Annotated in this window: 18 protein-coding genes; 7 read left to right on the forward strand and 11 right to left on the reverse strand. The window is 66.8% G+C overall.

Annotated features, from left to right (window positions below; all coding sequences use genetic code 11):
* Nucleotides 1-43 precede the first annotated feature (43 nt).
* Nucleotides 44-3319, forward strand: coding sequence for a PDZ domain-containing protein (locus J4G12_06010; GenBank protein MCE2455362.1), 3276 nt, complete (start codon nucleotides 44-46; stop codon nucleotides 3317-3319).
* A gap of 36 nt (nucleotides 3320-3355) precedes the next feature.
* Here the strand turns inward: J4G12_06010 and J4G12_06015 are convergent, their stop codons facing one another.
* The 6 genes from J4G12_06015 to J4G12_06040 all read right to left on the reverse strand — a co-directional run bounded on the left by J4G12_06015 (nucleotide 3356) and on the right by J4G12_06040 (nucleotide 11381).
* Nucleotides 3356-4249 (reverse strand): 4-hydroxy-tetrahydrodipicolinate synthase, encoded by an 894-nt coding sequence (locus J4G12_06015; protein ID MCE2455363.1) that lies wholly within the window; start codon nucleotides 4247-4249, stop codon nucleotides 3356-3358.
* Between the two features lies 1 nt (nucleotide 4250).
* Nucleotides 4251-5006 carry a 4-hydroxy-tetrahydrodipicolinate reductase gene (gene dapB, locus J4G12_06020; protein MCE2455364.1) on the reverse strand — a complete coding sequence of 252 codons (756 nt, stop codon included), beginning with the start codon at nucleotides 5004-5006 and terminating at the stop codon, nucleotides 4251-4253.
* Nucleotides 5007-5054: 48 nt separating this feature from the next.
* Nucleotides 5055-6164 (reverse strand): aspartate-semialdehyde dehydrogenase, encoded by a 1110-nt coding sequence (gene asd / locus J4G12_06025; protein ID MCE2455365.1) that lies wholly within the window; start codon nucleotides 6162-6164, stop codon nucleotides 5055-5057.
* A gap of 177 nt (nucleotides 6165-6341) precedes the next feature.
* On the reverse strand, nucleotides 6342-6932 hold the full coding sequence (locus J4G12_06030; protein ID MCE2455366.1) for a DUF411 domain-containing protein: 591 nt from the start codon (nucleotides 6930-6932) through the stop codon (nucleotides 6342-6344).
* Nucleotides 6933-7021: 89 nt separating this feature from the next.
* Nucleotides 7022-9973 carry a hypothetical protein gene (locus J4G12_06035; protein MCE2455367.1) on the reverse strand — a complete coding sequence of 984 codons (2952 nt, stop codon included), beginning with the start codon at nucleotides 9971-9973 and terminating at the stop codon, nucleotides 7022-7024.
* A 250-nt stretch (nucleotides 9974-10223) separates the two neighbouring features.
* Entirely contained in the window at nucleotides 10224-11381 is a 1158-nt protein-coding gene (locus J4G12_06040; protein MCE2455368.1) for a GIY-YIG nuclease family protein, read from the reverse strand.
* Nucleotides 11382-11409: 28 nt separating this feature from the next.
* Here J4G12_06040 and J4G12_06045 point away from each other — a divergent pair, with 28 nt between their 5' ends.
* The 3 genes from J4G12_06045 (at nucleotide 11410) to rsgA (ending at nucleotide 14804) form a co-directional block, all read left to right on the forward strand.
* The gene (locus tag J4G12_06045; GenBank protein ID MCE2455369.1) at nucleotides 11410-12732 is read left to right on the forward strand and encodes an HD domain-containing protein; all 1323 of its coding nucleotides are present in this window, start codon (nucleotides 11410-11412) and stop codon (nucleotides 12730-12732) included.
* A gap of 252 nt (nucleotides 12733-12984) precedes the next feature.
* On the forward strand, nucleotides 12985-13893 hold the full coding sequence (locus J4G12_06050; protein MCE2455370.1) for an RNA polymerase sigma factor RpoD/SigA: 909 nt from the start codon (nucleotides 12985-12987) through the stop codon (nucleotides 13891-13893).
* Nucleotides 13894-13958: 65 nt separating this feature from the next.
* Entirely contained in the window at nucleotides 13959-14804 is an 846-nt protein-coding gene (rsgA, locus tag J4G12_06055) for a ribosome small subunit-dependent GTPase A (protein ID MCE2455371.1), read from the forward strand.
* A gap of 163 nt (nucleotides 14805-14967) precedes the next feature.
* On the opposite strand, the gene J4G12_06060 is transcribed toward rsgA, so the two are convergent.
* The 5 genes from J4G12_06060 to J4G12_06080 form a co-directional block, all read right to left on the reverse strand.
* Nucleotides 14968-15795: an ABC transporter ATP-binding protein gene (locus J4G12_06060; protein MCE2455372.1), complete on the reverse strand. Its 828-nt coding sequence runs from the start codon at nucleotides 15793-15795 to the stop codon at nucleotides 14968-14970.
* A 16-nt stretch (nucleotides 15796-15811) separates the two neighbouring features.
* Complete coding sequence (locus tag J4G12_06065) at nucleotides 15812-16795, reverse strand: iron ABC transporter permease (GenBank protein ID MCE2455373.1); 984 nt, start codon at nucleotides 16793-16795, stop codon at nucleotides 15812-15814.
* Nucleotides 16796-16813: 18 nt separating this feature from the next.
* Nucleotides 16814-17647 carry an ABC transporter substrate-binding protein gene (locus J4G12_06070; protein ID MCE2455374.1) on the reverse strand — a complete coding sequence of 278 codons (834 nt, stop codon included), beginning with the start codon at nucleotides 17645-17647 and terminating at the stop codon, nucleotides 16814-16816.
* Nucleotides 17648-17667: 20 nt separating this feature from the next.
* A complete protein-coding gene (locus tag J4G12_06075) occupies nucleotides 17668-18540 on the reverse strand; it encodes a hypothetical protein (GenBank protein MCE2455375.1) in 873 nt (290 codons plus the stop codon).
* Between the two features lie 415 nt (nucleotides 18541-18955).
* Nucleotides 18956-19933 carry an ornithine cyclodeaminase family protein gene (locus J4G12_06080; GenBank protein ID MCE2455376.1) on the reverse strand — a complete coding sequence of 326 codons (978 nt, stop codon included), beginning with the start codon at nucleotides 19931-19933 and terminating at the stop codon, nucleotides 18956-18958.
* A gap of 195 nt (nucleotides 19934-20128) precedes the next feature.
* Between J4G12_06080 and J4G12_06085 the strand changes: the two genes are divergently transcribed.
* The 3 genes from J4G12_06085 to J4G12_06095 all read left to right on the forward strand — a co-directional run bounded on the left by J4G12_06085 (nucleotide 20129) and on the right by J4G12_06095 (nucleotide 22746).
* Entirely contained in the window at nucleotides 20129-21289 is a 1161-nt protein-coding gene (locus J4G12_06085) for an FAD-dependent oxidoreductase (GenBank protein ID MCE2455377.1), read from the forward strand.
* Between the two features lie 150 nt (nucleotides 21290-21439).
* Nucleotides 21440-22069, forward strand: a complete 630-nt coding sequence (locus J4G12_06090) for a sigma-70 family RNA polymerase sigma factor (protein MCE2455378.1) — start codon at nucleotides 21440-21442, stop codon at nucleotides 22067-22069.
* Between the two features lie 53 nt (nucleotides 22070-22122).
* Nucleotides 22123-22746, forward strand: coding sequence for a hypothetical protein (locus J4G12_06095; GenBank protein ID MCE2455379.1), 624 nt, complete (start codon nucleotides 22123-22125; stop codon nucleotides 22744-22746).
* Nucleotides 22747-22764: the final 18 nt, after the last annotated feature.

Genomic DNA, 22764 nt, shown 5'->3' on the forward strand with positions numbered 1-22764 from the left:
TTCGCCGGCCCGACCCTCGAGACGCCCTCGCTCCGGAATCGTCATGCTCGAACGCACAACCGCCATACCCGCCCTGCTTCTCCTCGGCGCGATCCCGACTGCGGACGCCCCGGCGTCCGCCCAGGACGCGGGCACGCGCTTTCTTCGTCAGCCCGACGTAAGCGCCGAGCACATCGTCTTCTCGCACGCCAACGACCTCTGGCGAGTCGGACGCGACGGGGGCGACGCCGTACGCCTGACCAGCTCTGAGGGAGCCGAGACCGATGCCTCCTTCAGCCCCGACGGCCGCTGGATCGCCTTCTCGGGCCAGTACGACGGCAACACGGACGTCTATGTGATCCCGGCAGGCGGGGGAGAACCGGCGCGGGTGACCTGGCACCCGTCGGCCGACATCGCGCAGGGCTGGACGCCCGAGGGCGAGATTCTCTTCCGCTCCGGACGCGACGGAGTGCCTACCCGGCTGTGGAGGTTCTACACGGTGCCACCTTCCGGCGGTCTGCCGAAGCCGCTTCCGCTTCCGCAGGCGTACCTCGGCGGCATGTCCGCGGACGGTTCGCACATAGCCTACCAGGAGATCGGCTACTGGGATCCGGAGTGGCGCAACTATCGCGGCGGCCAGGCTCAGCCCGTCGGCATCGTATCCACCTCCTCCTGGGAGCGGACGACGCCTTCCTGGGAGGGCGAGCGACACATGGGTCCGGTGTGGATGGACGGCACCGTCTACTACATGTCGGAGCGCGACTGGGCGAGCAACGTGTGGTCCTTCGATCCCGCCTCGGGCGAGGAACGCCAGCTGACCCGTCACGCCGATTTCGACGTCAAGTCGCTGGGGGCGGGCGACGGAGTCGTGGTCTACGAACAGGCCGGCTACCTCCACGAGCTCGATCCTGCCACCGGAGCTTCGCACCGGCTCGCGATCAACGTCGCCGGAGACATGAACTGGGCGCGTCCGCGTTGGGAGCAGGCGCCCGCCCCGGCCCTGCGAGACGCCCGGCTCTCGCCCACCGGCAGGCGCGCGCTTTTCGAGTGGCGCGGCGAGATCTTCAGCGTTCCCGCCGAGGAGGGTTCGTGGCGCAACCTCACGGGAAGCCCGGGGGTCGCCGACCGCCATCCGGTGTGGTCGCCGGACGGTTCCCAAGTAGCGTGGTTCAACGACAGCGACGGCGAGTACGGGCTCGTGGTCGCCGATCAGGACGGGACCGACCGGCGACGGATCGAGATCTCCGAGCCCTCGTTCTTCTTCCGCCCCGAGTGGTCCCCCGACGGCAGCAAGCTGGCATTCACCGACACCCACTACCGAGTCCTCGTCCTCGACCTCGAGTCGGAGGCGATCGAGCACGTGGACACCGACCGTTACGCGCATCCCGAACGCTCCATGAATCCGGTTTGGTCGCCGGACTCGCGCTGGATCACATATGCGCGGCGGCTCGACACCCAACTGCGGGCGATCTTCGTGCACGACACCGAGTCGGGAGAGACCCGCCAGCTCACCGACGGCATGTCGGACGCCATCTCGCCGATCTGGGACGAGTCCGGCAAGTACCTGTACTTCCTCGCGTCCACCGACTACGCGCTCAATACCGGCTGGCTCGACATGACCTCGTACGACCGGCCGGTGACCCGCACCCTCTATCTCGCCCTGCTCGACGCCGACGAGCCCTCGCCCTTCCTGCCCAGGAGCGACGAGGAGGAAGGGGCCGACATGGAAAGGGAAGGCGAGGAGGAGGAGGAGGAGGAAGGCGACGAGGAGGGCGACGACATCGGCGCGGACGACTCGCCCGGCGCCATCGACTTCGACGGCATCGACGACCGGATCGTCGACGTGCCCGGCCTCTCCGCGGGCGACTACGCCGGACTGGTGCCAGGACCGGAGGGCACCGTCTTCGTCATGAGCGACGGCGGACTGCTCAAGTACTCGGTCGACGATCGGGACGACGACGACTTCATCGACGACGGCGGCCGGTTCGCGGTCTCGCACGACCGCGAGCGCCTGCTCTACTTCAGCGGGGGATGGCGGATCGTCTCCACCTCCCGCCCACCTTCCGGGAACGACGGCGGTCTCGATCTCGGCGACCTGCGCCTGCGCGTCGAGCCGAAGGCCGAATACGCTCAGATGCTTCGGGACGGCTGGCGCTTCATGCGCGACTTCCTTTACGTGGACAACCAGCACGGCGCTCCTTGGGGCGACGTGTGGGAGTGGTACTCGGCCTGGCTCCCGGACGTGCGCCACCGCGCCGACTTCAACTACCTCCTCGACATCCTCTCCGGCGAGATCGCGGTCGGGCACTCCTACGTGAGCGGGGGCGACTACCCCTCCCTCGACAACAACCCGCGCACCGGCCTGCTCGGAGTGGACCTGGAAGAGGCGGACGGGGCCTACCGCATCACCCGCATCTACGACGGCGAATCCTGGACCCCCGGACTCGCCGGACCTCTCTCGCACCCGGGGATGAACGTGGCCGCCGGCGATTACCTCATGGCGATCGACGGCGCGGAGCTGCGGCCGCCCACCAACCCCTACCGGCTCCTCGAAGGCACCCGCGGGCGCGTCATCACCGTGACCGTGGCCTCCGCCGCGAACGGCGCGGACGCACGCGACATCCTTGTCGAGCCCGTCGCGAACGAAGGCGGCCTGCGCGGCTGGGCCTGGGTGGAGGGCAATCGGCAGCGGGTGGACGAGATGAGCGGCGGGCGGCTCGCCTACGTGTGGCTCCCGAACACCGGCCAGGGCGGCTACACCTACTTCAACCGCATGTACTTCGCCCAGCAGGATCGAGAGGGCGCCGTAATCGACGAGCGCAACAACGGCGGCGGATCGGCCGCCGACTACATCGTCGACATGCTCGACCGTCCACTGACCGGCTATTTCAACTCGCGCGCCGGCGATCGCAAGCCATGGACCCAGCCGATGGCGGGACTCTTCGGCCCGAAGGTCATGGTCATCAACGAACGCGCCGGCTCGGGCGGAGACCTCCTGCCCTACCTCTTCCGCTTCCACGAGGTCGGGCCGCTGGTCGGGACCAAGACCTGGGGCGGACTGGTCGGGACCTGGGACACGCCGCCGCTCATCGACGGCGGTCGGTTCGTCGCGCCGAGGGGCGGCTTCTTCGACGTGAACGGCGAGTGGGCTGTCGAGGCCGAGGGCGTGGCGCCGGACATCGAGGTGCGGAACGATCCCGCCCCGGTGATCGCGGGTGGCGACCCGCAGTTGGAGGCCGCCGTCCTGGAGGCCCTCCGATTGCTGGAGAACGGCGGAAAGGTGACCTTCGCCGAGGAGCCGCCACCGCCGGTAAGGTGGAGAAGGCCGGGGGGACGTTAGGGGGACTCGCTCACCGATACGAGGCGCTTCGCGCGTTCAGATCAACTCCAACTCCTCGAGGACGCTCCGCACCCGCTCCTCGCTCTCCCCCGTGATCGGGACCATGGGCAGACGGTAGACCGCGTCCAGCAGACCCATTTCGGCCATGGCGAACTTCGCCGGCCCGGGATTCGACTCGCAGAAGAGCACTTCCATCAGGGGGAGCCAGCGCTGGTGAACGGCGCGCGCCGCCTGGTATTCACCCACTTGGCAGGTGTTGCAGATCGTCGCCATCGACCTGGGGATCAGGTTGCCGGCGACCGAGATCAGTCCTGCGGCCCCAAGAGCCATGGCGGGAAGCGCACCTGAGTCGTCACCGGCCAGCACGTCGAAGTCGTCCGGAGCCTCCGCGCAAATCCTGCCGATCTGAACTATGTCGCCCGACGCCTCCTTGACGGCCGTCACCTGAGGTATCTCTCGGAGGCGCGCCAAGGTCTCCGGAGTGACGTTGACACCGGTCCGGCCCGGCACATTGTAGACGACGATGGGAAGACCCGCGGCCTCGGCGACCGCGGCGTAGTGCCGGAAGAGCCCCTCGGGAGTCGGCTTGTTGTAGAACGGGGTGACGGTCAGCAGCGCGGCGGCTCCCACCTGCTCCAGCTCCTTCGCCAGCTTCACGACCTCGCCGGTGTCGTTGCCGCCGCAGCCCGCGACCACCGGCACGCGACCCTCCGCCGCTTCCACCACGAGTAGAGTGTTGCCGATCTTTTCCTTGAAGGAGAGGGTGACCCCCTCGCCGGTGGTGCCGCCCGGCACCAGGAAGCTGGCCCCCTCATCGACCTGCCTGCGCGCGAGTTCGGTTACGGCGTGCTCGTCCAGCGATCCGTCGGCGTTGAAGGGTGTGACCAGAGCCGTGCCCAGCCCTGAGAGTCGAAGCGGTTCTGCTGTCATGTCAGTCCGTCGCCCGGTGATTTGTGAACGGCGAGATGGGATCGGTCCGGTGCGCGGCGATCTCCCGCCAGCGCTCCTTGAAATCGTAAACGCCGCCGCGTCCCCGGATCCAGAGCGCGGCTCGAACGGCCCCCTCGGCGAACCCCGCTCGGGAGCGGGCGGTGTGGCGACACGTGATGGTGTCGACCTCGGAGTCCCAGGTCAGTTCGTGGGTCCCGGGAACGTGTCCGAGTCGAGCGGAGGCTATCTGAACCTCGCGAGGCCAACCGGTGGCGCGGACGGTCTCCGCCAGCCGCAATGCCGTGCCCGACGGGACGTCGAGCTTGCGTCGATGGTGGGTCTCGAAAGCCGCGAGGTCGTAAAGCTCTTCGCAGGCCGTCATCACCCGAGTCGCTTCGGCAACCACGCCGAAAAACGCGTTCGCGCCGATGGAGAAGTTCGATCCGTGAACCAGGCCGATGCCCGCCTCTTCCGCCAGCGTGAGCAGCCGTTCCCGTTCGGCGTCCCAGCCGGTCACGCCTACCACGGCCGCCACGCCGGTCTCGCAGTACGCTTCGACGTTGCGCGCGACCGCATCGGGTACCGAGAAGTCGATGACCACGTCGATACCGGCGAGTCTTTCCCGTGTGACTCCGGAGCCGTCGGCGTTGTCGGCGGAGGTCAGCCGATCACGCACGTCGACCCCGAATCGGGGAGCGAGCGCTTCCACCTGACGGCCCATACGGCCGTAACCGACCAGAGCGACCCTCAGAGCCATCGGTCCGTCCGTAACGCCGTCGGTTCGTGAGACGCCCCGGACTGCGGCTCAGGCATCGAGCCATCGCTCCGCGCGCAAGAGCTCCGCGTTGAGCACCGAAGCTCCCGCCGCGCCGCGCACGGTGTTGTGCACCAGGGCGACGAAGCTCGTCGTCAGCACCGGGCAGCGTCTGACTCTGCCGATGCTCACCGCCATGCCGTCGCCCGCCCACGAATCGAGTCGAGGTTGCGGACGGGCGGCGGCATCCGTCACTCGAACCGGATGCGCCGGTGCGCTCGGAAGTCCGAGCTCCTGCGGCAGCCCCCGGAATCCGCAAAGGGCGTCGCACACCTCGTCGGGGGAGGGAGTGGACGTCAGCTTCACGGATACGCACAGCATGTGCCCGTCGACCACGGGCACCCGGTTGCAGTGGGCGCTGACGGCTGCCCGAAGCGGCTGGATCTCGTCACTGCCGAACTCCCCGAGGATCTTGAGCGTCTCGGTCCCGATCTTCTCCTCCTCGCTGCCGATCTTCGGTACGATGTTGCCGATAATGTCGAGAGACGGCACGCCGGGGTGTCCCGCGCCCGAGAGCGCCTGCATCGTGGTCACCACCAGGCTCTCGATGCCGAACGGCCGGAGCGGAGCGAGGGCGAGCGCCAGCCCGATCGTCGAGCAATTCGGGTTGGTGATGATCGCTCCCGTCCAGTCGCGAACCCTGCGCTGCCCCGGAATGAGCTTCAGGTGATCCGGGTTGATCTCGGGGATGAGCAGCGGGACATCGGGCTCCATCCGGTGGTTGCTCGAGTTCGAGACCACGAAACGGCCCGCTTGGGCGAAATTCCGTTCGATCTCCCCGGCGACCTTCGGATCCATGGCGGAAAAGACCAAGGTGGGGCAGTCCGAGCCCGGCAAGGCTTCGGAGACCTCGATCTCGGCCACGCTCTCCGGTATTTCTCCTTCTCCGAGCCAATGCGCCGCCTCACCATAAGGACGGCCCGCGCTCCTTCGGCTCGCTCCCAACCAGACCAGGTCGAACCACGGATGGTGGGCGAGAGCGGCGACGAACTGCTGGCCCACCATGCCCGTGGCACCCAGGAGTCCTACGGGCAGCCTGGCGGCGGGACCGGAAGCGGCAGCGGCGGGACCGATGTCAGAAAAAGAACTTGTGTGAGCCATTTGCGCGGATCACGCGGAAGATGCGCCGAGGTGTGTACGGATGCTGGTCGAGCGGAACGAACGTCCGGGTCTTCTACACCCGGACCGGGGCCAAGGTACGCTTCGGGGCAAGGCGGCTGCGCCGTCCGGTCAAGGGGCGGAATTCGTAGGGGGCGCCGTGGTGGCGGCTTCCCACCCCTACCTCTTCTCGTAGACCGTCCTTCTGCCGTCGGCGCCGTAACCGATCACGTCGTAGGGGTCAGTGCGGCTGCCCACCTCCATGCCGGGCGAACCGATCGGCATGCCCGGGACCGCGAGTCCGTCCAGGTCCGTCGCCTCCGTGAGGAAGCGCACAATGACCTCGGCCGGGATGTGTCCCTCGAAGGTGTGCTCGCCGATGATGGCGGTGTGACACGAGAACAGTTCGTCTGTCATTCCGGCTCCGATCTTGATCGCCACCAGGTCCGCCGGCAGGACGTCCTCGGCCTCGACCGCAAAGCCCGCCGCCCGCATGTGATCCACCCAGAGGCCACAGCAGCCGCAGCTCGCGGTCTTGTAGACCTTGACCGGCGGCAGTGCGGCCTCGGTCGCGTTCGACCGGGTTGTGACCGCGACGCTCGATGCGAGCCTCGGTCCTGGACCTGCCGGAGCCCCGGCCGGGCCCGGAGCTTGCGCCGCGTCCGTAGCGGAAGCGGCCGCCTGGGCGGAGGGGGCGTCGGCCGAGGAGGGAGCGTCTCCGCCGCTCTCGCCCGAGCAAGCCGCAACCAGCGCGAGGCCGAGCAGGGCCATGAGGGGGCTGGTGCGGAATCCCCGCTGACGGGCGTCGAAACGGAGGCCCGGTCTCCTGAAAATCGCCACGAAAACTCTCGGCCTCCCAATCATGTGATCGTCCTCAGAAGTCTTTGCAGCCTCTCCTTGTGCGACTCTAGCTCCGCGACGAGTTCCTCAAGCCTCGCGTACATGTCCGCCGCCGGTCTCTGGTCGGCCCGCTGAGAGTTGGAGTAGAGGTACGAGAGCTGGTCGGCGAGCATGGGCTGGGGGTAGCTGGAAACGGATCGGTCGGTGACGAGCGCGGCCTCGATCTCCCGGAGCGCGCTCTCCACTTCGCTCCCCTCCTGCACGCGTTCCAGCGCGTCGTCCAGCCGGTCGATCGTCCCGTCGACGTCCTCGATGGCGGCGACGATCTCGAGTCCGAGCGCGAACTGGGCCTCGAGGTCCGCCTGCGTCGTGACGCCCTCGGCGGCGACCCGCGGATCCATGACGACCTCCAGCGGTTTCGCCTCGACCGCCGCGCCGTCGACCACGAGCTCGACCGCGTAGCTGCCCGGCGGGACCATGGGGCCTCGCGCCGAGCCGCCCGCTCCGGGAACGGTCATGTTCCATACGAAGCGGTTCATGCCGGCGGCTCCGGAGGGCCTCGCGGTTCCCATAACACGGCTGAAAGGAGCCCTCATGCCTTGGCCTTGCTGAACGCGCATGCCGGCTCCGCCCGACTCGTACGAGCGCAATACGGAATCGTCGCGCAGGATCCGTATCTCGACCGCATCCGCGTCCGCAGGCAGATAGTAGTCGATCACAGCTCCCGCCTGCGAGTACCGCGGCTCGTCCGGACCGCCGCCGCCGAAGCCGCCGCCGCGGACCCTGACGGCCTCGTTGGGCTGCATGAGCGCCGGACCGCCGTCGGCCAGCGCGGCGTCCCAGTTCCGGATCGGGGAGAGGTCGTCCATGACCCAGAACCCGCGCCCCATCGTCGAGAGAGCGAGGTCTCCCATGTGCAGCTTCATGTCGGTGATGGGCGTCGCCGGGAGATTGAACTGGAAGCGGTCCCAGTTCGCCCCGTCGTCGAAAGAGACGAACATGCCGAACTCGGTGCCGGCGTAGAGCAGTCCCTCGCGCTCCGGATCTTCGCGGATCACGCGAGTCGGGAAGTCGCCGGGAATGCCGTTGTCGCCAGGAGTGAGCAGCGTCCAGGTCGCGCCGAAGTCGTCGGTGCGGTAGATGAACGGCGTGAAGTCGCCCAGAAGCGTCCGGTACGCCGCGAAGTAGGCCTTGCCCGCCGCGTGCGGGGACGGGTCGATAGTCTGGATGCGGCCCTCCGGCTCAATGTCGGGAGGCGTCACCTCGGTCCAGGTCGCGCCGCCGTCCCTCGTCACGTGAACCAGCCCGTCGTTGGAACCGGCCCAGATGACTCCCGGCTCCACCGGCGACTCCTCGACGGCATAGAGCACGGAGTAGTGCTCTTCGCCGGTGATGTCGCGCGTGATCGGGCCACCCGACACCATCTGACGTTCGGGACGGAAGGCCGTCAGATCGGGGCTGATCGCCTCCCAGGTCACCCCTCCGTCGGTGGTGCGGTGGACGAACTGCGAGCCGTGGTAGACGACGTCGGGGTCATGCGGCGAGACCTCGATGGGCACCACGCGCTGGAAGCGGTAGTTGAGCTCGGCCGGATTCACCCCGTAGAGGTTCTGGAATCCCACGTAGTACTGCTGCTCCTGGCCGGTCACGGTGGAGTAGCGCCCGAAACGGCCCTTGCAGTTGGCGTACACGATGCCGGGGTCTCCCGGCCTGGGCACGACCGGCCCGGTCTCGCATCCCCCGATCGCCTGCCAGTCGCCCGTGGATCCGCCCACCGAACCGTGGGTCGGCGCATCGCTCGGCACCCTGATGGTGGAATTGTCCTGCTGGCCGGCGTAGAGCCAGTAGGGGAAGGCGTCGTCCACGTCCACCTGGTACAGCTCGGCGGTGGGCTGGTTGTGCTGGGTCGACCAGGTGTCGCCGAAGTCGAGAGTGACGTTCGCGCCGCCGTCGTTCGACTGGACCCAGATGTCGGGGTTGACCGGGTTCACCCACATGTCGTGATTGTCGCCGTGCGGGGTGCCGCGGCGCCGGAAGCTCCGCCCGCCGTCCCGCGACTCGTAGAAGCCCTCGTTGTTCACCCAGACGATGTCGGCGTCGCTGGGATGGGCGTAGACGTTCGTGTAGTAGAAGGGGCGATTCATGATCCCGCGCTGATTGCTCACCATCTCCCAGCGCTCGCCACCGTCGTCCGAGCGGTAGAGCCCTTCGTCGGGATCGGTCGTCTCCACCAGCGCGTAGACGCGGCCGGGCGCCGCCGGAGTCACCGCGAGATCGATCTTGCCGATCAGCCCCTCGGGCAGTCCCGCCGTCACCATGCGCCAGGTGTCGCCACCGTCGGTCGACTTCCAGATGCCGTTCTCCCTCCCCGAGTGCTCCATCCCCGAGATGATCGTCCACGGCCTGCGCTCAGCCCTCCACATTGCGGCGTAGAGCTCGCTCGGGTTCGTCGTGTTGAACACGAGATCGACCGCTCCCACCGAGTCCGAGGTGAAGAGAACCTGCTCCCAGGTAGCCCCTCCGTCCCGGGTCCGGTACACGCCTCGGTCCGGACTCGGGGCCCACGGATTGCCGAGAGCCGCCGCGAACGCGGTCTCGGGGTCGTCGGGATGGACCTCGACGGCTCCTATCTGCCCCATGTCGTGGAGTCCGATCTTCCGCCAGCTCCCACCGCCATCGTCCGAACGGTACGCGCCCCGGCCGACGATCACGTTCGAGCGGATGCCGTCCGACCCGGTGCCGACGTATACGACGTCCGGGTCCGAGGGCGCCACGCGGATCGAGCCGATCGAGCCGGTCTCGAGCACGCCGTCCATGATCGGGAACCAGCTCGTGCCGTAGTTCTCGGTCTTCCAGACCCCGCCACCGGTCGCACCCATATAGAAGGTGTAGGGATGAGCGGGGTGGCCGGCCACGGCGGTGACCCGACCGCCGCGAGACGGACCCACCATACGGTAGTCGAGCCCGTTCATCGTGCGCTCCACCTGGGATATTTCCGCCCAGGGGCGTTCGGCCTCCTGGGGAAGGGGAGCTGCCCCGACAGGTGCGAAGGCGAGGACGAGGAGCAGGACGAGTGCGCCGGGGGTGCGCGAAGCGGATCGAAGAAGAGGACGTGCGGTCTTCATGGACAGCCGGGACGGAAGTGAACGGAGACCCGAGGAAGATACAGAAAATACCCTTCACCTGACAGGCGCACCCGAGGAGTGGCCGACCCTGACCAGGTTACGGGCGGGTCGGAGCCTCGCCCAGCGCCTTACCGGGCAGCCAGCGCTTCGGCTCCATCGTGTTTTCGACCTCTTCGGGCTTCAGCCGGAACCAACGTGCCACCAGGAGGATCTCGGCCGCCTCCTCCGGCTTGAGCGCCTGGAGTCCGTGCTCCACCCCTTCGAAGACTTCGCAAACCGCCCGATGCAGACGGTCCCGGCCCTCGCGTCCCTTCTCTTCGCGCAAGCATCCCCGGACACGCCCACCTCGGATCAGGTAACGTCGGGCTTCGCCGTCGTAGCCGACCACCCTGTAAACGAAAGAGAGCTCCTCGACCTGTCCGCGGAACGCGGTGAGCTCGGCAGCGAAGTCTTGGAGACGGTCGTACCTGTCACGCAGGATGGCGGCGTACTCGTACTCCTGCCTTTCCGAAGCCTCGTTCATCGACCTATAGAGGTTGCGCAGCGGCTCCTCGGAGCGTCCCGAGAGAAAGAGCGCGAGCCTCTCCAGCGCCTCGCGGTAGCGGGCCTCGCTCGATCTCCCGGCACACGGCGCCAGACAGTTGCCCAGCTCGGCGCGGATGCAGCGGGCTGTCGGTTCCCAGCCGAAAAAATCGGGCTGGTCGCTGAAATGCATGAGCGTGCCTGCGGCGCAGTCGCGGATACCCAGCGTGTGGACAAGCTCGCGCACCGACCGGCGCAGCGCCTTCACCCTTGGGAACGGTCCGAAGTAGGTCGATCCGTCAGCGACCACCCGTGAAACCGCGAGCACCCGAGGGGCCCGTTCGCGCGTGATCTTCAGGAAGGCGTATGCCCGCTTGCGTTTGTGCTGTACGTTGAAGCGTGGACGATGGCTTTGGATCAGCTTCATCTCCCTGATGAGAGCCGAGAACTCGTCCGGAGTGTAGTCCCACTCCACACCCTCGGCGTCCCGTATGACCCGGTGCGCCTTTTCCTCCTCCGAGGCCCGAAAATAGGAGAGCAGCCTGGTTCGGACTTGGACGGACTTACCCACATACCTGAGCTCGGAACCCTTTCCGTAAATGCGATATACTCCCGGCCTGTTTTCCGCGCGGGCGCGCACCTCGTCCCGCAGCTCGACGCTCCCCGCTCTGGGAGGGGCGCGACGGACCGGACGACCGTGACCCCCGCCCTCTCTCTCCAAGGATTCTGACATATGTTCGGTATCTATTCGGTAACGGGAGATGAAGATGCACGAGCCTGACCGCTGTGTCAAGCCTGCCCGCCGCGTCAAGTCGGTCCGCGACCCGCTCTGGAACACGATCCGGCTCGATCCGGTCGCGGTTCGCATCATCGACACGCCCGAGTTTCAGCGTCTGCGCTACATCCGCCAGCTCGGCCTCGTCCATCTCATCTATCCCGGGGCCACTCACACCCGGTTCGACCACGCCCTCGGAGTCTACCACCTCACCCGCCGAGCGCTATCTCATCTTCGCGAGACCCACCGCGGCGGGAACGAGGTCTGGGAAGGCGCGGAGCTCGTCCCTTACGCCGCGCTTCTCCACGACATCGGTCATTACCCGCTCTCGCACGCGCTGGAGGAACTTCCTGCGGAGCTCGTCCCCGAAGGTCATGAGGCGACGGGAATGCACTTCCTGAGCTCCCCCGAACTGGAGGCGGCGGTGGCGGAGCTGGGCGAGGGAAGTTCGACCCGGATCCATGATCTTGTCACCGGAAAGAGCGAGCTGCCGCTGGCGGGGCTGGTGAGCGGAGGCCTCGACATGGACAAGATGGAGTATCTGCGCAGGGACGCCTTCTTCTGCGGGGTGCCCTACGGGGAGATCGACGTCGCGAGACTTCTTTCGGGGATCGCTCTCCTGGCCGATCCGGTGAGCGGGCGTTTCGAGCTCGGCATCAGGGAGAAGGGGGCGTCGGCCATCGAATCGCTTCTATTCGCGAAGTACCAGATGTTTCGGAACGTCTACTGGCATCACGCCGTCCGTGGCGCGACCTGTCTCTACAAGCGTATAGTCGAGGAGGCTCTGGCCGCGGGCATCGTCGAATCGGCGGAACTTGTCGGACCCACCGACGAGGTGCTGCTCCACGAGCTGGCCCGAAGGACGGAAGACGATGGTCGGCCGATCGCCAGAAAGCTCGCCGGCAGGTGGCTGCCCGCACTACGCAACCGCCGTCTTCCCCGCCGGGCGCTCGAACTCTCCGTCTACGACTTCGAAGGCGTGGAACCGTCGTGGCTTTCCGCACCCACCGAGCGCAAGCGGCGTTTCGAGGACGCCCTCGCGGCCGAGCTAGGTCTGGAGAGCGGCGAGGTGATGATCGACTTCCCTCGCAAGCCCGGCATGTTTCAGCTCGACTTCCTTGTGGAACGGAGGAGCGGTGCCGTCGAACGGCTGGACGAGGCCGGCATGCCCGGGATCGTGGATCTTCCGAAGCTGGGCCGGGAGCTGCACACCACGGCGAGCGTACTCCGCATCTTCACCCTTGACCGACGTTCGCTCCGGGCCGAGGATGTGGCGAGGCGGATAGGGTTCGAGACACCGACGGACTAGCCGGCGGCGTTGTCCGCGATGGTGGCGAACTGGCGGTTCCGGTACCTGCAGGGAACCACGACCTGTGATCGGGTTATCGCCTGTGTACGCCCGCCGCAGGGAAACTCCTCGGGAGGCGCTTTCCCCCGGGGCCGGTATCCGCCTGTTAACGTTTTCGGGTTTCCGGCGTAAGAAGGGTTGACACCATCTGCGTTTGTGTGCAGTTTGAATGGCTATACCCCAAATCGGGGGCACCCACGGAGCACGAGGACGATGCCAGCCCGCCACGGTAACCACGCCCGTAAGAGGGATCGGACAACTCAGCAACTGCTCGCCGGCTTCGACGCCGGTGTCGAGGAGCAGAGTGCGCTCGACCAGTACCTGCAGGACGTGAGCCGCCACGAACTCATCACGGTCGAGCAGGAAAAGGCGCTCGGCGCCCTGGCTCAGCAGGGTGACGAGAAGGCCGTCAAGGCGCTCGCCGAGGCGAACCTCCGCTTCGTCATCAGCGTGGCGAAGAAGTACCAGAACCGCGGCGTCGCGCTCACCGACCTCATCCAGGAAGGCAACGTCGGCCTAATCACGGCTGCGAGGAAGTTCGATCCCAACCAAGGGGTCAAGTTTATCAGCTACGCCGTGTGGTGGATACGCCAGGCGATTCTGGCCGCCCTCGCCAATCAGGGCCGGCCCGTGCGCGTCCCCCTCAATCGCGCAAGCGATCTGGCGCGCATCTTCAGGGAGAAGGAGCGCTACAAGCAGAAGCACGGCAAGGAGCCGGAGTCGGCCAAGCTGGGCGAGCTCACCAACCTGACGCCCGACCTCGTCGAGTCTCTCCAGACGCTCAACGCGGCCGAAATCAGGCTCGACGCACCGATCGGCGACTCCGAGGACTCGCAGTTGGTCGAGCGCTTCATTTCGGAAGAGGCGGCGGAGCCGGAGATCGAGGTCGAGAACCGGGTGCTGCAGGAGACGATCTCGCAGGCGCTCTCCGGCCTCGATGACCGCGACGCTCAGGTGCTGCGTCTCTACTTCGGACTCGACGGCGGCCGCCAACATACTCTCGAGGAGATCGGCAAGGAGCTCGGCGTCACCCGCGAACGCATTCGTCAACTCCGCGACCGCGCCCTCCGAAGGCTGCGCACCGGAGATCTCGGATCCAAGCTGGCATCGTTCGCGGCGTAGTCCACCAGGCCGGGGGAGGCAGATACCTTGTCTGCCTCGGACTCGGCCGGTACGTCGAGGCCACCGTGCGCGGCAGGCTCAAGCACAGGGAGAGCGAGCTCGAGAAGATAGTCGTCGGCGACTCAGTCGAGCTCTCCGGCGGGAACTCGTCCTGGACGATAGAGTCGGTGGCCGGACGCCGCACTCTCCTGGCGCGCCGCGGGCGGGGCGGCACCACCGGCAAGTTGATTGCCGCGAACGTCGATACGGCTTTCGCGGTGATCTCCGTTCGCGAACCCAGGGCCAAGCTCGAGCTTGCCGACCGCCTCCTCGTCCTCGCCGAGGCCGGTAGGCTGAGGCCGGTGCTTGTGGTCAACAAGATCGATCTGCCGGACGGCGACCTGATCGCCGACAGCTTGCTTTCCCTTTACCGCACCGTCGGATACCGGGCTCTAAAGGTCAGTGCGACGACCGGCACGGGGTTGAGCGAACTCGTTCAGGAGATGTCCGGATCGCTCTCCACCCTCATCGGGCCTTCCGGGGTCGGCAAGTCCTCGTTGCTGAACGCCATCAAGCCGAGCCTCGGCCGTCGGACGGCTCCGGTCTCCGGTCTCGGCACGGGCAGGCACACGACCGTCAGTTCCAGAATCGTCTCGCTCGTCGGAGGCGCGTCGGTGGCCGACACACCGGGATTCGCCAACGTAAAGGTCTGGGGTCTCGGTCCGGCGGAACTCGTCCGCTGCTTTCCCGAGTTGAGGAGGCTCTCTCCGTCCTGCCGCTTCCGGGACTGCGCCCACATCGCCGAGCCCGATTGCGCGGTGCGGGAGGCGGTCGGTCGAGGCGCCATCGAAGGATCCAGGTATCGGAGCTACCTGGACGCCCGGACCGAGGCGGCCGAAGCCCTGCCCGAATGGAGCGCCGCGAGGACATAGCGGCCGTGCCGAAACTCGCACGAGCACCGAGAGCGAGCTGAGCAGCCGCGCACGGTACGATGAGGGACGAACAGCACCGCTATTCGCCCGGAGAGCGGCACCGTGAGCAGGGTCCAGCGCGGATGCGGTGTCGCACTGCCGTGGAGGCGTTGTCCACGCGCTGTCAGTCCGACCCGTCCACCGGCTCCGCCTGCCGGTCGTCGCAGGCCGGGTCACCTTCGAGCGCCGTCACCCGCAGCATCCCCGATTCCGGCTCCCTCGAGACCGCCACCGGCCAGTCGTAGAGGTCGGAGAGGCGGTCGGTCCGCATCACCTCGGCGGGCGGGCCGTCGGCGACCACCTTTCCCGCCTTCAGCAAGAGCGCCTCGTCGGCGAAGCGGGCCGCGAGTTCCAGGTCGTGGACGACCACGATCACCGTCCGGCCTTCGTCGGCCTTTCGGCGCAAGAGTCGGAAAATCCTCATCCGGTGGTGGAGATCGAGGCTGGCTGACGGCTCGTCGAGGGCGAGCGCCTTCGGTCGCTGAGCCAGCGCTCTCGCGATGCGGGCGAGCTGGAGCTCTCCTCCTGAGAGAGTGGCCACGTCGCGGTCGGCGAATCCGGTCAGACCGCACTCCGCCATGGCCGCCTCCACCTCCTTCCGGTCGGTGGGTCGCTCCGCTTGGAGCGGTCCCAGGTGCGGGTAGCGCCCCATGCCGACGAGCCCTCGCACTGTCAGCGGGAACGGGAAGGCCTCGCGCTGGGTCACGACGCCTACCGCCTGGGCCCGCCTGCGGGGCTCCCACTCCTCGATCCTCCGACCGTCCAGAAGCGCTTCTCCCTTGGCGGGCGTGAGCAGACCGAGCATGACCCGCAGCAAAGTGGTCTTGCCGCACCCGTTAGGCCCCGCGACGGCCTTGAAGCCACCGCCTTCCGCCGAGGTCGAGACTCCGGCGAGTGCGGGAACCGGGCTGCCGGGATAGGTCAGGTGAACTCCGGCGGTTTCGAACTTCACACCGACTCCCATGGCGTCACCCCGACCGCCTGAGCAATATGAGGAAGACCGGCACTCCGACGACGGCGGTCACCACCCCGATCGGAAGCTCCGTCGGCGAGATCACCGTACGGGCAAGCAGGTCGGCGAAAACGAGGAAGTTGGCGCCGGCGAGAAACACGATCGGCAGCAGGACGCGGTTGTCGGCCACCACCACCATGCGCACGACGTGCGGCATGACGAGACCCACGAAGCCGATGATGCCGACGAAGGCGACTCCGGACGCGGCTATGAGAGCCGAGAGCAGAAGCACGATCCGCTTCATTCTCTCCACCGAAGCTCCGAGGTGGTGAGCGGTCTCTTCGCCGATCGCGAGAAGATTCAGGGCCCGGGCGCAGCCGAGCAGGCCGAGAGTGGCCGGAATAGTGTAGGTCGCGACAATCAGGACTTCGTTCCACGAGCTGTTCGCCACGCTCCCCATCATCCACAGCAAAGCCCTCTGAGCGGCGCTCCCCTCGGCCAGGGTCATCATCAGAGCGATGACGGAACCGAAGAACGCGGATACCGCCACACCTGCGAGAAGCAGGACTTTCACATCCATGACGGCTCGCGACGCGGAAGCGAACCCGAATATGAGTAAGAGGGCGAAGATCGAGCCCGCGAAAGCCACTACCGGAAGACCCCACGACGCTGCGGCGACCCAGCCGAACGTGATCACCGCCACCGCACCCAGAGCCGCACCGCTGGAAATGCCGAGGATGTAGGGCTCGGCGAGCGGGTTGCGCAGCAGCGACTGGAATCCGGCCCCCGAGACCGCGAGCCCTCCTCCCACCAGGAGTGCCATTATCACTCTCGGAAGCCTCAGTCCGACGGTTATCCCCCGATCCGCGCTTTCGAGTCCCACCAACGCTCGAAACACGTCGACAACCGAAACCTCCGCGCCGCCGACCCCGACACCTAACGCCACAGCGAGGGCGAGAGAGACCGTTAGCCCGACCGCGACGGACGACGAGCGCTTCATCGGCCCGGCGAGTCGTTCCTAATCGTGCGGAAAGAACAGACCGTGGAGGTACTCCGCGTCTTCCGCAATCCCCGGTCCGGGAACCTGCAAACGTCCGCCCAGCTCTATCACCCGGGCGTCCGGCGCCAGACGGGGATCCCAGTCGCTCGCCGTGTTCACCAGCACTATGTCCGGTGCGGCGAACCTGAGGACCTCGGGGCTGATCGGGACGAATCCTCCGTCCTCGTCAAGCGGGTTCTTACCTCCGGCCGTCTCGACGATCTCGTTGACCCAGCTGCCGCGAGTCGCCACGAACGGTGGCGTTCCGCCCAGCACATAGACCACACTCGGCCCCTTTCGGTCTTCCGAGAGCGCACGCAAGCTCCCCAGCCTGTTGCGCAAATCGGCCACAAGCGCGGCGGCCCTGTCCTCAGACCCGGTGACCGCGCCGACTATCTCGACCTGCCGAAACACGTCTTCCATCAGACCGGTTTTCACGGACACCGTCGGGATGCCGAATTCACCCAGTCGGTCCGCGATCCCTCGGCTGTCGTCGCCCTGATAGAATATCACGAGGTCCGGGTCGCGCTCGATGACGTGTTCGAGGCTCGGGTCGATGCCCCTTCCGACCGACGCGATTTTCGCCGCCCACTCCGCCGTGTCGAACTGGGTGCGACCCACCAGCCGGTCCTCCTCGCCGAGAGCGCGCAGAACGGCGGTGGCGGAAGGTACCAGCGACACGATACGTCGAGCCGGCTCGACGAGGCTCCGTTCGACACCGGAGGCGTCCACCACCAGAACGCCGCCGTCCGGCGGGGGCTCCGCACATCCTGCCGCCGCAGCGAGAATCGCGACCGGCAGCCAATGCGGCACAGTCCGGCGGCGCCGGTACCTCATCCTCCCGTCGCGGCCCGGCAGGGTTCGTCTTCGAAGAGGGATCTCCAGAATCTTCCCCGTCCCCTGATCACCTGCCATCCGGCGTCCTGCTCCCCGTGAATCCGGAGCAACACCTCGTCGGCGCCGTCGCCATCGATATCCACGCGGTCGAAGAAGCTCGGCACCGCCTTCCCGGCACCGGCCTTCCTAAAGTCGGAATAAGCGGTGAAAATCCGGCCCTCCTCGTCTCCGCCGCCCATCACGAAAATGGAGTAGGCGGTCTCGAGCGCAGTCGGACTCACCGGACCCACCGCGACCTCGTCGCCCAAGGTGAATGTGGCGGCGAAGAAGCGGTCCTCGGGACCTCCGCCGACTGCGAACGCGGTGATCTCACGGCGAATCGAGAGAAAGCCCTCCGAAGGCCAGGCGGCCCCCTCCGTCGCGACGATGCCCGACGCCATGCTCAGCGAGCCGACCCGTTGAGCGTAGTTGTGCCTGAGCGGTCTGTAGCTGCCGAAGTCACGGCGCCCGGCGTAATCTCGGGGAAGCGCGACCAGCGCCTCGGCCGAAACCGCCTGCGGGATCACTCGCACCTCGCCTTCGACCTGGGGGAGTCCGGTTTCGCAAGCCTCGCCTTCGTCGACCACGGAATCGACCACGAGCTCGCCCACACGAGCACCGTCGGCGAAGAGTATCCACTCGGTGCCGACGGCCAGCGGTCCGGCTGCCAGCGCCTCGCCGATACGCGGCAAGTCGTGCTCCGTGGGTACGGCCCTCAGGGAATCGCCGTTCCACAGACCCACGATCTCCAGACGGACGCGGTCGGCGTCTCGTTCGCCGGCCAGCAGAAAGACCCCTTCCGGAACATCGGGGAGCGTTACCTCGCTCACCTCCACCGTTTCCTCGACGGTCCCGGAGCGATCCGGGGGACCGCGCAGCGCAATGGAAGCCCCTTCCATTTCCACGCAACCGGTCGTTCCTGCGAGGAGGCAGACCGGGATTACTCTATTGGGGAAGCAGGCCATGGCGCTCGGGGACGGAGTGTGGGATGAGCTTCAATCGAAGGGCGCAAGGGCATGCACGGCAAGCATGCGAGAGTCGGAGAGGTCGGGCACCGGCCGGGACCGGTCCTCATAAAGCTAGCAGTCGGCAGCGAAACTCGCACGAGCGGCGAAGCGCCGTGCGGGACGCCGTGCTCCTCGGTGTCGATCTTCGGGCGAATAGCGGTGCCGCTCGTCCCTCAATCGCGCCTTGCCCGCGCGGATGCGGCAGCGTTCCGCCGCAGGTGGTCCTGTCCGCGGACTGCTACAGTGACAACACGGTCCCCAACCCGGCCTCCTCCGCCTGCACCAAGGCCAAATGTGCTACCGCGACATCCTGAACGGCGTTCCCGACGGACTTGAAGAACGTAATCTCGTCGGGCCTCGTGCGCCCCGGAACCCGGCCCGCGACCACGTCTCCCAACTCGCCGACAACGGCTGACTCGTCGATCACCCCGGCGGCGAGCGGCTGCAGGATGTCCCCCGCCTCGGCCATAGCGCCAGCCCGCTGGTCCACAACGATGCGCGCCCTGGCGACGAGGGTCGCGTCGACCTCGGCCATCTCGGGAGTGAAGGAGCCGATGCCGGTCACATGGGCTCCGTCCTCGACGAGCGAGCCGTCGAAGACCGGTGTGGGGCTGGTGGTGGCGGCGATCACCAGGTCGGCTCCCGCGAGGGCCTCCTCGGGTGTCCGCGCCGCTCTCGCCTCGAGGCCGGAATCCGACGCCTCGATCTCTCTTGCCAGGGTTCGTCCGGTATCGTCCAACGTGAAGACGCGGACCTCTCGCACCTCCCGCACGCAGCGTACCGCATCGAGCTGGGTGCGCGCCTGAACGCCGGCCCCGAAAAGGGCGACCGTTCCGGCCTGCGGACACGCCATCAGGTCGGCGGCGAGCCCTCCTCCCGCCCCCGTGCGCAGCGCGGTCAGCCACTCCCCCTCCAGCAAGGCTTTCAGAGCGCCGGTTCTAGGGTCGAAGACCGCTATGGCGGCGTGAATCGCCGGAAGGCCGTAACGCTCGGGATTGTCCAGGTTGACGCTCACCAGCTTGGCCGCCACTCTTTCGTTCCCCACCCGTCCCGGCATGAAGAGGGCGACACCTCCGGGTGTGTCCATGGAGAGGCGGGTCGGCGCGTGGGCTGTCCCGTCGGAGAGGGAACGGAAGGCCTCGCGCATGGCGGCGATGGCCGTCGGCATGTCGAGGGCCGCCGCGATCTCCTTCCGGGAAAGAACTCTGATCTTCATATTCCGGGTTCGGTCAGGAGCTGCCGGCCGCCCGCGCCCTTGCGGGGGACCGTGTCGCTTTCGTAACTATTCATGATCTGACGATAGCTTGACCGATGCATCCGGCGAAGCTGACGACGAGAGACGCGCGGCCTGCGCGGTCCCCAAAGATCCTTCAACAGGTGATGACCCAACATGATACCAGCCGGAAGAACCATGCGAAGGGCGTTGATCGTTGGGGGCGGGATTTTCGGCATCACCGCCGCCGTCGAGCTGAGGCGGCGGTCCTGGGCGGTTACAGTCGTCGACAGGGCGCGCGTTCCGAACCCCGACGCGTCCTCTACCGACACGAGCAAGCTCGTGCGCATGGACTACGGGAACGATCGCTTCTATCACGAGCTCGCCGAAGCAGCCCTCGAAGGCTGGGATCGCTGGAATCGGGACCTGCCTACGCCCCTCTACCACGAGACCGGCTTTCTGGTTCTGGCGGCGGAAGAAATGGCGCCGGGGGGATTCGAGCACGACAGCTTCCAGATTCTTGACGAACGCGGCTTCGGCCCCGTGCGCCTCGCCGACCACGCCGAGGTTCTTGCCCGGGGGCCCTGGATGCTCGACGCATATCCCGACGGCTACCTGAGTCGAAGGGCGGGTTGGGTGGAATGCGACCGAGTCGTCGAGGTGCTGATCGAGAAGGCGAAGAGCATCGGCGTAGTCTTCCGGGAGGGCATGGCGCGAAAACTGTCGGCCCACGGCTCGAAGATCACGGGAGTGACTCTTGACAACGGGTCCAGGCTGGGAGCCGATTGCGTAGTGGTCTCCGCAGGCGCCTGGACGCCTCAGCTGGTGCCGGAGCTCGCAGGGCTGCTCACTTCGGTGGCGCAACCCGTTCTCTATTTCAAGCCCCCGGACCCCTCGCCCTATCACGGCGAGAACTTCCCCACTTGGGCGGCCGACACCTCGCGTGAAGGCTGGTACGGTTTCCCGAGCCTGCCCGACGGCAGAGTCAAAGTGGGACATCACGGCAAGGGCATCCCCGTCGAGCCCGACCGGCGCCTGCCGGTGGGGCACCGGCACGAGCAGCGCACTCGCGCCTTCCTGAAGAACTTCCTCCCCGAGCTCGCCAAGGCCCGCGTCGACCATCGCAGGACCTGCATGTACTGCGACTCCCTCGACGGCGATTTCGTGATCGCGCGCCATCCGTGGCACGACGGCCTCGTAGTCGCTTCCGGCGGCAGCGGTCACGGCTTCAAGTTCGCCCCGCTTCTGGGCGAGATCGTAGCGAACGTAGTGGAAGGGCACGACGAACCCAGGGCCGAACGATTCCAGTGGCGAACGGAGATCACCGAGAAGCTGGAAGCGTCGAGATCGCGGGCTTGAGGCGCTCGAAACCCGGTCTCCTGGCGCTCCCGGAGGCCAAGCCTTATCTCGCGATGCGCACGAGGCGACCCTCCCCTTGAAACCGAGGGAACTTTCGCTTATCTTGGTATCCAAGCGAGGGTTCTGGGTCATTCAAAACGGAGGTCCATCATGGCGGAGGCAAGCTTGGGGGCGATCGGCGAGTTCCTGACCTCCGCACCGCTGTCGGAGCTCTCCGACGAGCAACTGGTGAGTGCGCACCTGGTAGGCAGGCACGGTGCGTTCGACGTCCTCTACAACCGCTATCGCGACCGGCTCGTGCACTTCATCACGAGGAAGACCGGCGATCCGGATCGGGCGCAGGATCTCGTGCAGGAGGCCTTCATCCGGGTCACTCGCCACCTCAGGCGCTTCGACACGACCAAGAAGTTCTCCACTTGGATCTACACCATCGCGAGCAATCTCTCCAAGAACGAGCTCCGCAACCGTTCGCGCAGCCCGCTGGTTCTCTTCCAGAAGCTGGTGAGCAGTTGGGACGACGATCACCGTCCGCTCCAGTTCGAGGATTCCTCGATGCGCCCGGACGACATGTATCGGAAGCGCTTTCTGGAGGAGCTGGTCAAAGACACGGTGAGGACGCTGCCCGAGCATCACCAGGACGTCTTCCGCTTGCGCGAGCTGGAGGGCAAGAGCTACGAAGAGATCTCGCAGATCACTGGAGTCAATCTCGGTACGGTGAAGAGCCGGCTCCACCGGGCGAGGCATTCGTTCGCCCGGAGCATCCAGCCTCATCTGAATTGACGGGTGACGCAGGTCTTACAGGCTCGCTGAACGACGCTCACTGAACCGCCGCAATGTTCGAGGATCTGCGCGCCGCCTTCCGGGAAGCGGTCGACAACTTCAACCGGGAGCTCGGAAAGACGCGGGTCGTCGACGGCGTCGACAGCCACGTCCGGGGCATGGCCGACGAGATCACGCAGGTGCGGGCCGGGCTCAAGAGGCTCGAAGCCGACATCGAGAGCACGAAGTCGAAGCTGACGAAGGAGCGTGCGGCCGCCGCCACCTGTCGCCGCAGGGAAAAGCTGGCCCGGAAGGCCCTCGACCCCGAGACGGCGGAGATCGCTGCCGTTCATGCTCAACGCCACGAAGAGCGCGTCGTTCTGCTCACGAAGAAGCTGGAAGTGGTTGAGGAGGAGCTGGCTCTCGGACGCGCGGAAGCCCGGAGCATGCTAGAGCAGTTGAAGGAGGCCCGGTCGCGCCGCGACTCCCTGGCGGCGGCCGTGGGACGTACGCAGGCCCGCAACACCTTCTCCGGCAGCGACGACCTCTTCGAGGATTTCGACCGCTTCGCCGCCTCCCTCGACGAGAACGCCGCAACCTCTTCCGCTCACATGGATTTCGACCCGCCGCCCAGGCCGGAGCCTGACATCGACGCTCGACTCGCCGAAATGAAACGTAAGATGGGCAAGCAGGGATGACTCCCGAATAGGAAACGA

The sequence above is a fragment of the Gemmatimonadota bacterium genome (assembly GCA_021295815.1).
In the GTDB taxonomy this organism is placed as follows: Bacteria; Gemmatimonadota; Gemmatimonadetes; order Longimicrobiales; family Gaopeijiaceae; genus JAGWBQ01.

Excerpts from the sequence above, each read along its gene's own strand:
- J4G12_06045 (MCE2455369.1), top strand. The coding sequence starts at position 11,410 with ATGAAGATGCACGAGCCTGACCGCTGTGTCAAGCCTGCCCGCCGCGTC.
- J4G12_06030 (MCE2455366.1), bottom strand. The coding sequence starts at position 6,932 with ATGGCCCTGCTCGGCCTCGCGCTGGTTGCGGCTTGCTCGGGCGAGAGC.
- J4G12_06080 (MCE2455376.1), bottom strand. The coding sequence starts at position 19,933 with ATGAAGATCAGAGTTCTTTCCCGGAAGGAGATCGCGGCGGCCCTCGAC.
- J4G12_06035 (MCE2455367.1), bottom strand. The coding sequence starts at position 9,973 with ATGAACGGGCTCGACTACCGTATGGTGGGTCCGTCTCGCGGCGGTCGG.
- J4G12_06040 (MCE2455368.1), bottom strand. The coding sequence starts at position 11,381 with ATGTCAGAATCCTTGGAGAGAGAGGGCGGGGGTCACGGTCGTCCGGTC.
- J4G12_06010 (MCE2455362.1), top strand. The coding sequence starts at position 44 with ATGCTCGAACGCACAACCGCCATACCCGCCCTGCTTCTCCTCGGCGCG.
- asd (MCE2455365.1), bottom strand. The coding sequence starts at position 6,164 with ATGGCTCACACAAGTTCTTTTTCTGACATCGGTCCCGCCGCTGCCGCT.
- J4G12_06050 (MCE2455370.1), top strand. The coding sequence starts at position 12,985 with ATGCCAGCCCGCCACGGTAACCACGCCCGTAAGAGGGATCGGACAACT.
- J4G12_06015 (MCE2455363.1), bottom strand. The coding sequence starts at position 4,249 with ATGACAGCAGAACCGCTTCGACTCTCAGGGCTGGGCACGGCTCTGGTC.
- J4G12_06085 (MCE2455377.1), top strand. The coding sequence starts at position 20,129 with ATGCGAAGGGCGTTGATCGTTGGGGGCGGGATTTTCGGCATCACCGCC.
- J4G12_06095 (MCE2455379.1), top strand. The coding sequence starts at position 22,123 with ATGTTCGAGGATCTGCGCGCCGCCTTCCGGGAAGCGGTCGACAACTTC.
- dapB (MCE2455364.1), bottom strand. The coding sequence starts at position 5,006 with ATGGCTCTGAGGGTCGCTCTGGTCGGTTACGGCCGTATGGGCCGTCAG.
- J4G12_06090 (MCE2455378.1), top strand. The coding sequence starts at position 21,440 with ATGGCGGAGGCAAGCTTGGGGGCGATCGGCGAGTTCCTGACCTCCGCA.
- J4G12_06065 (MCE2455373.1), bottom strand. The coding sequence starts at position 16,795 with ATGAAGCGCTCGTCGTCCGTCGCGGTCGGGCTAACGGTCTCTCTCGCC.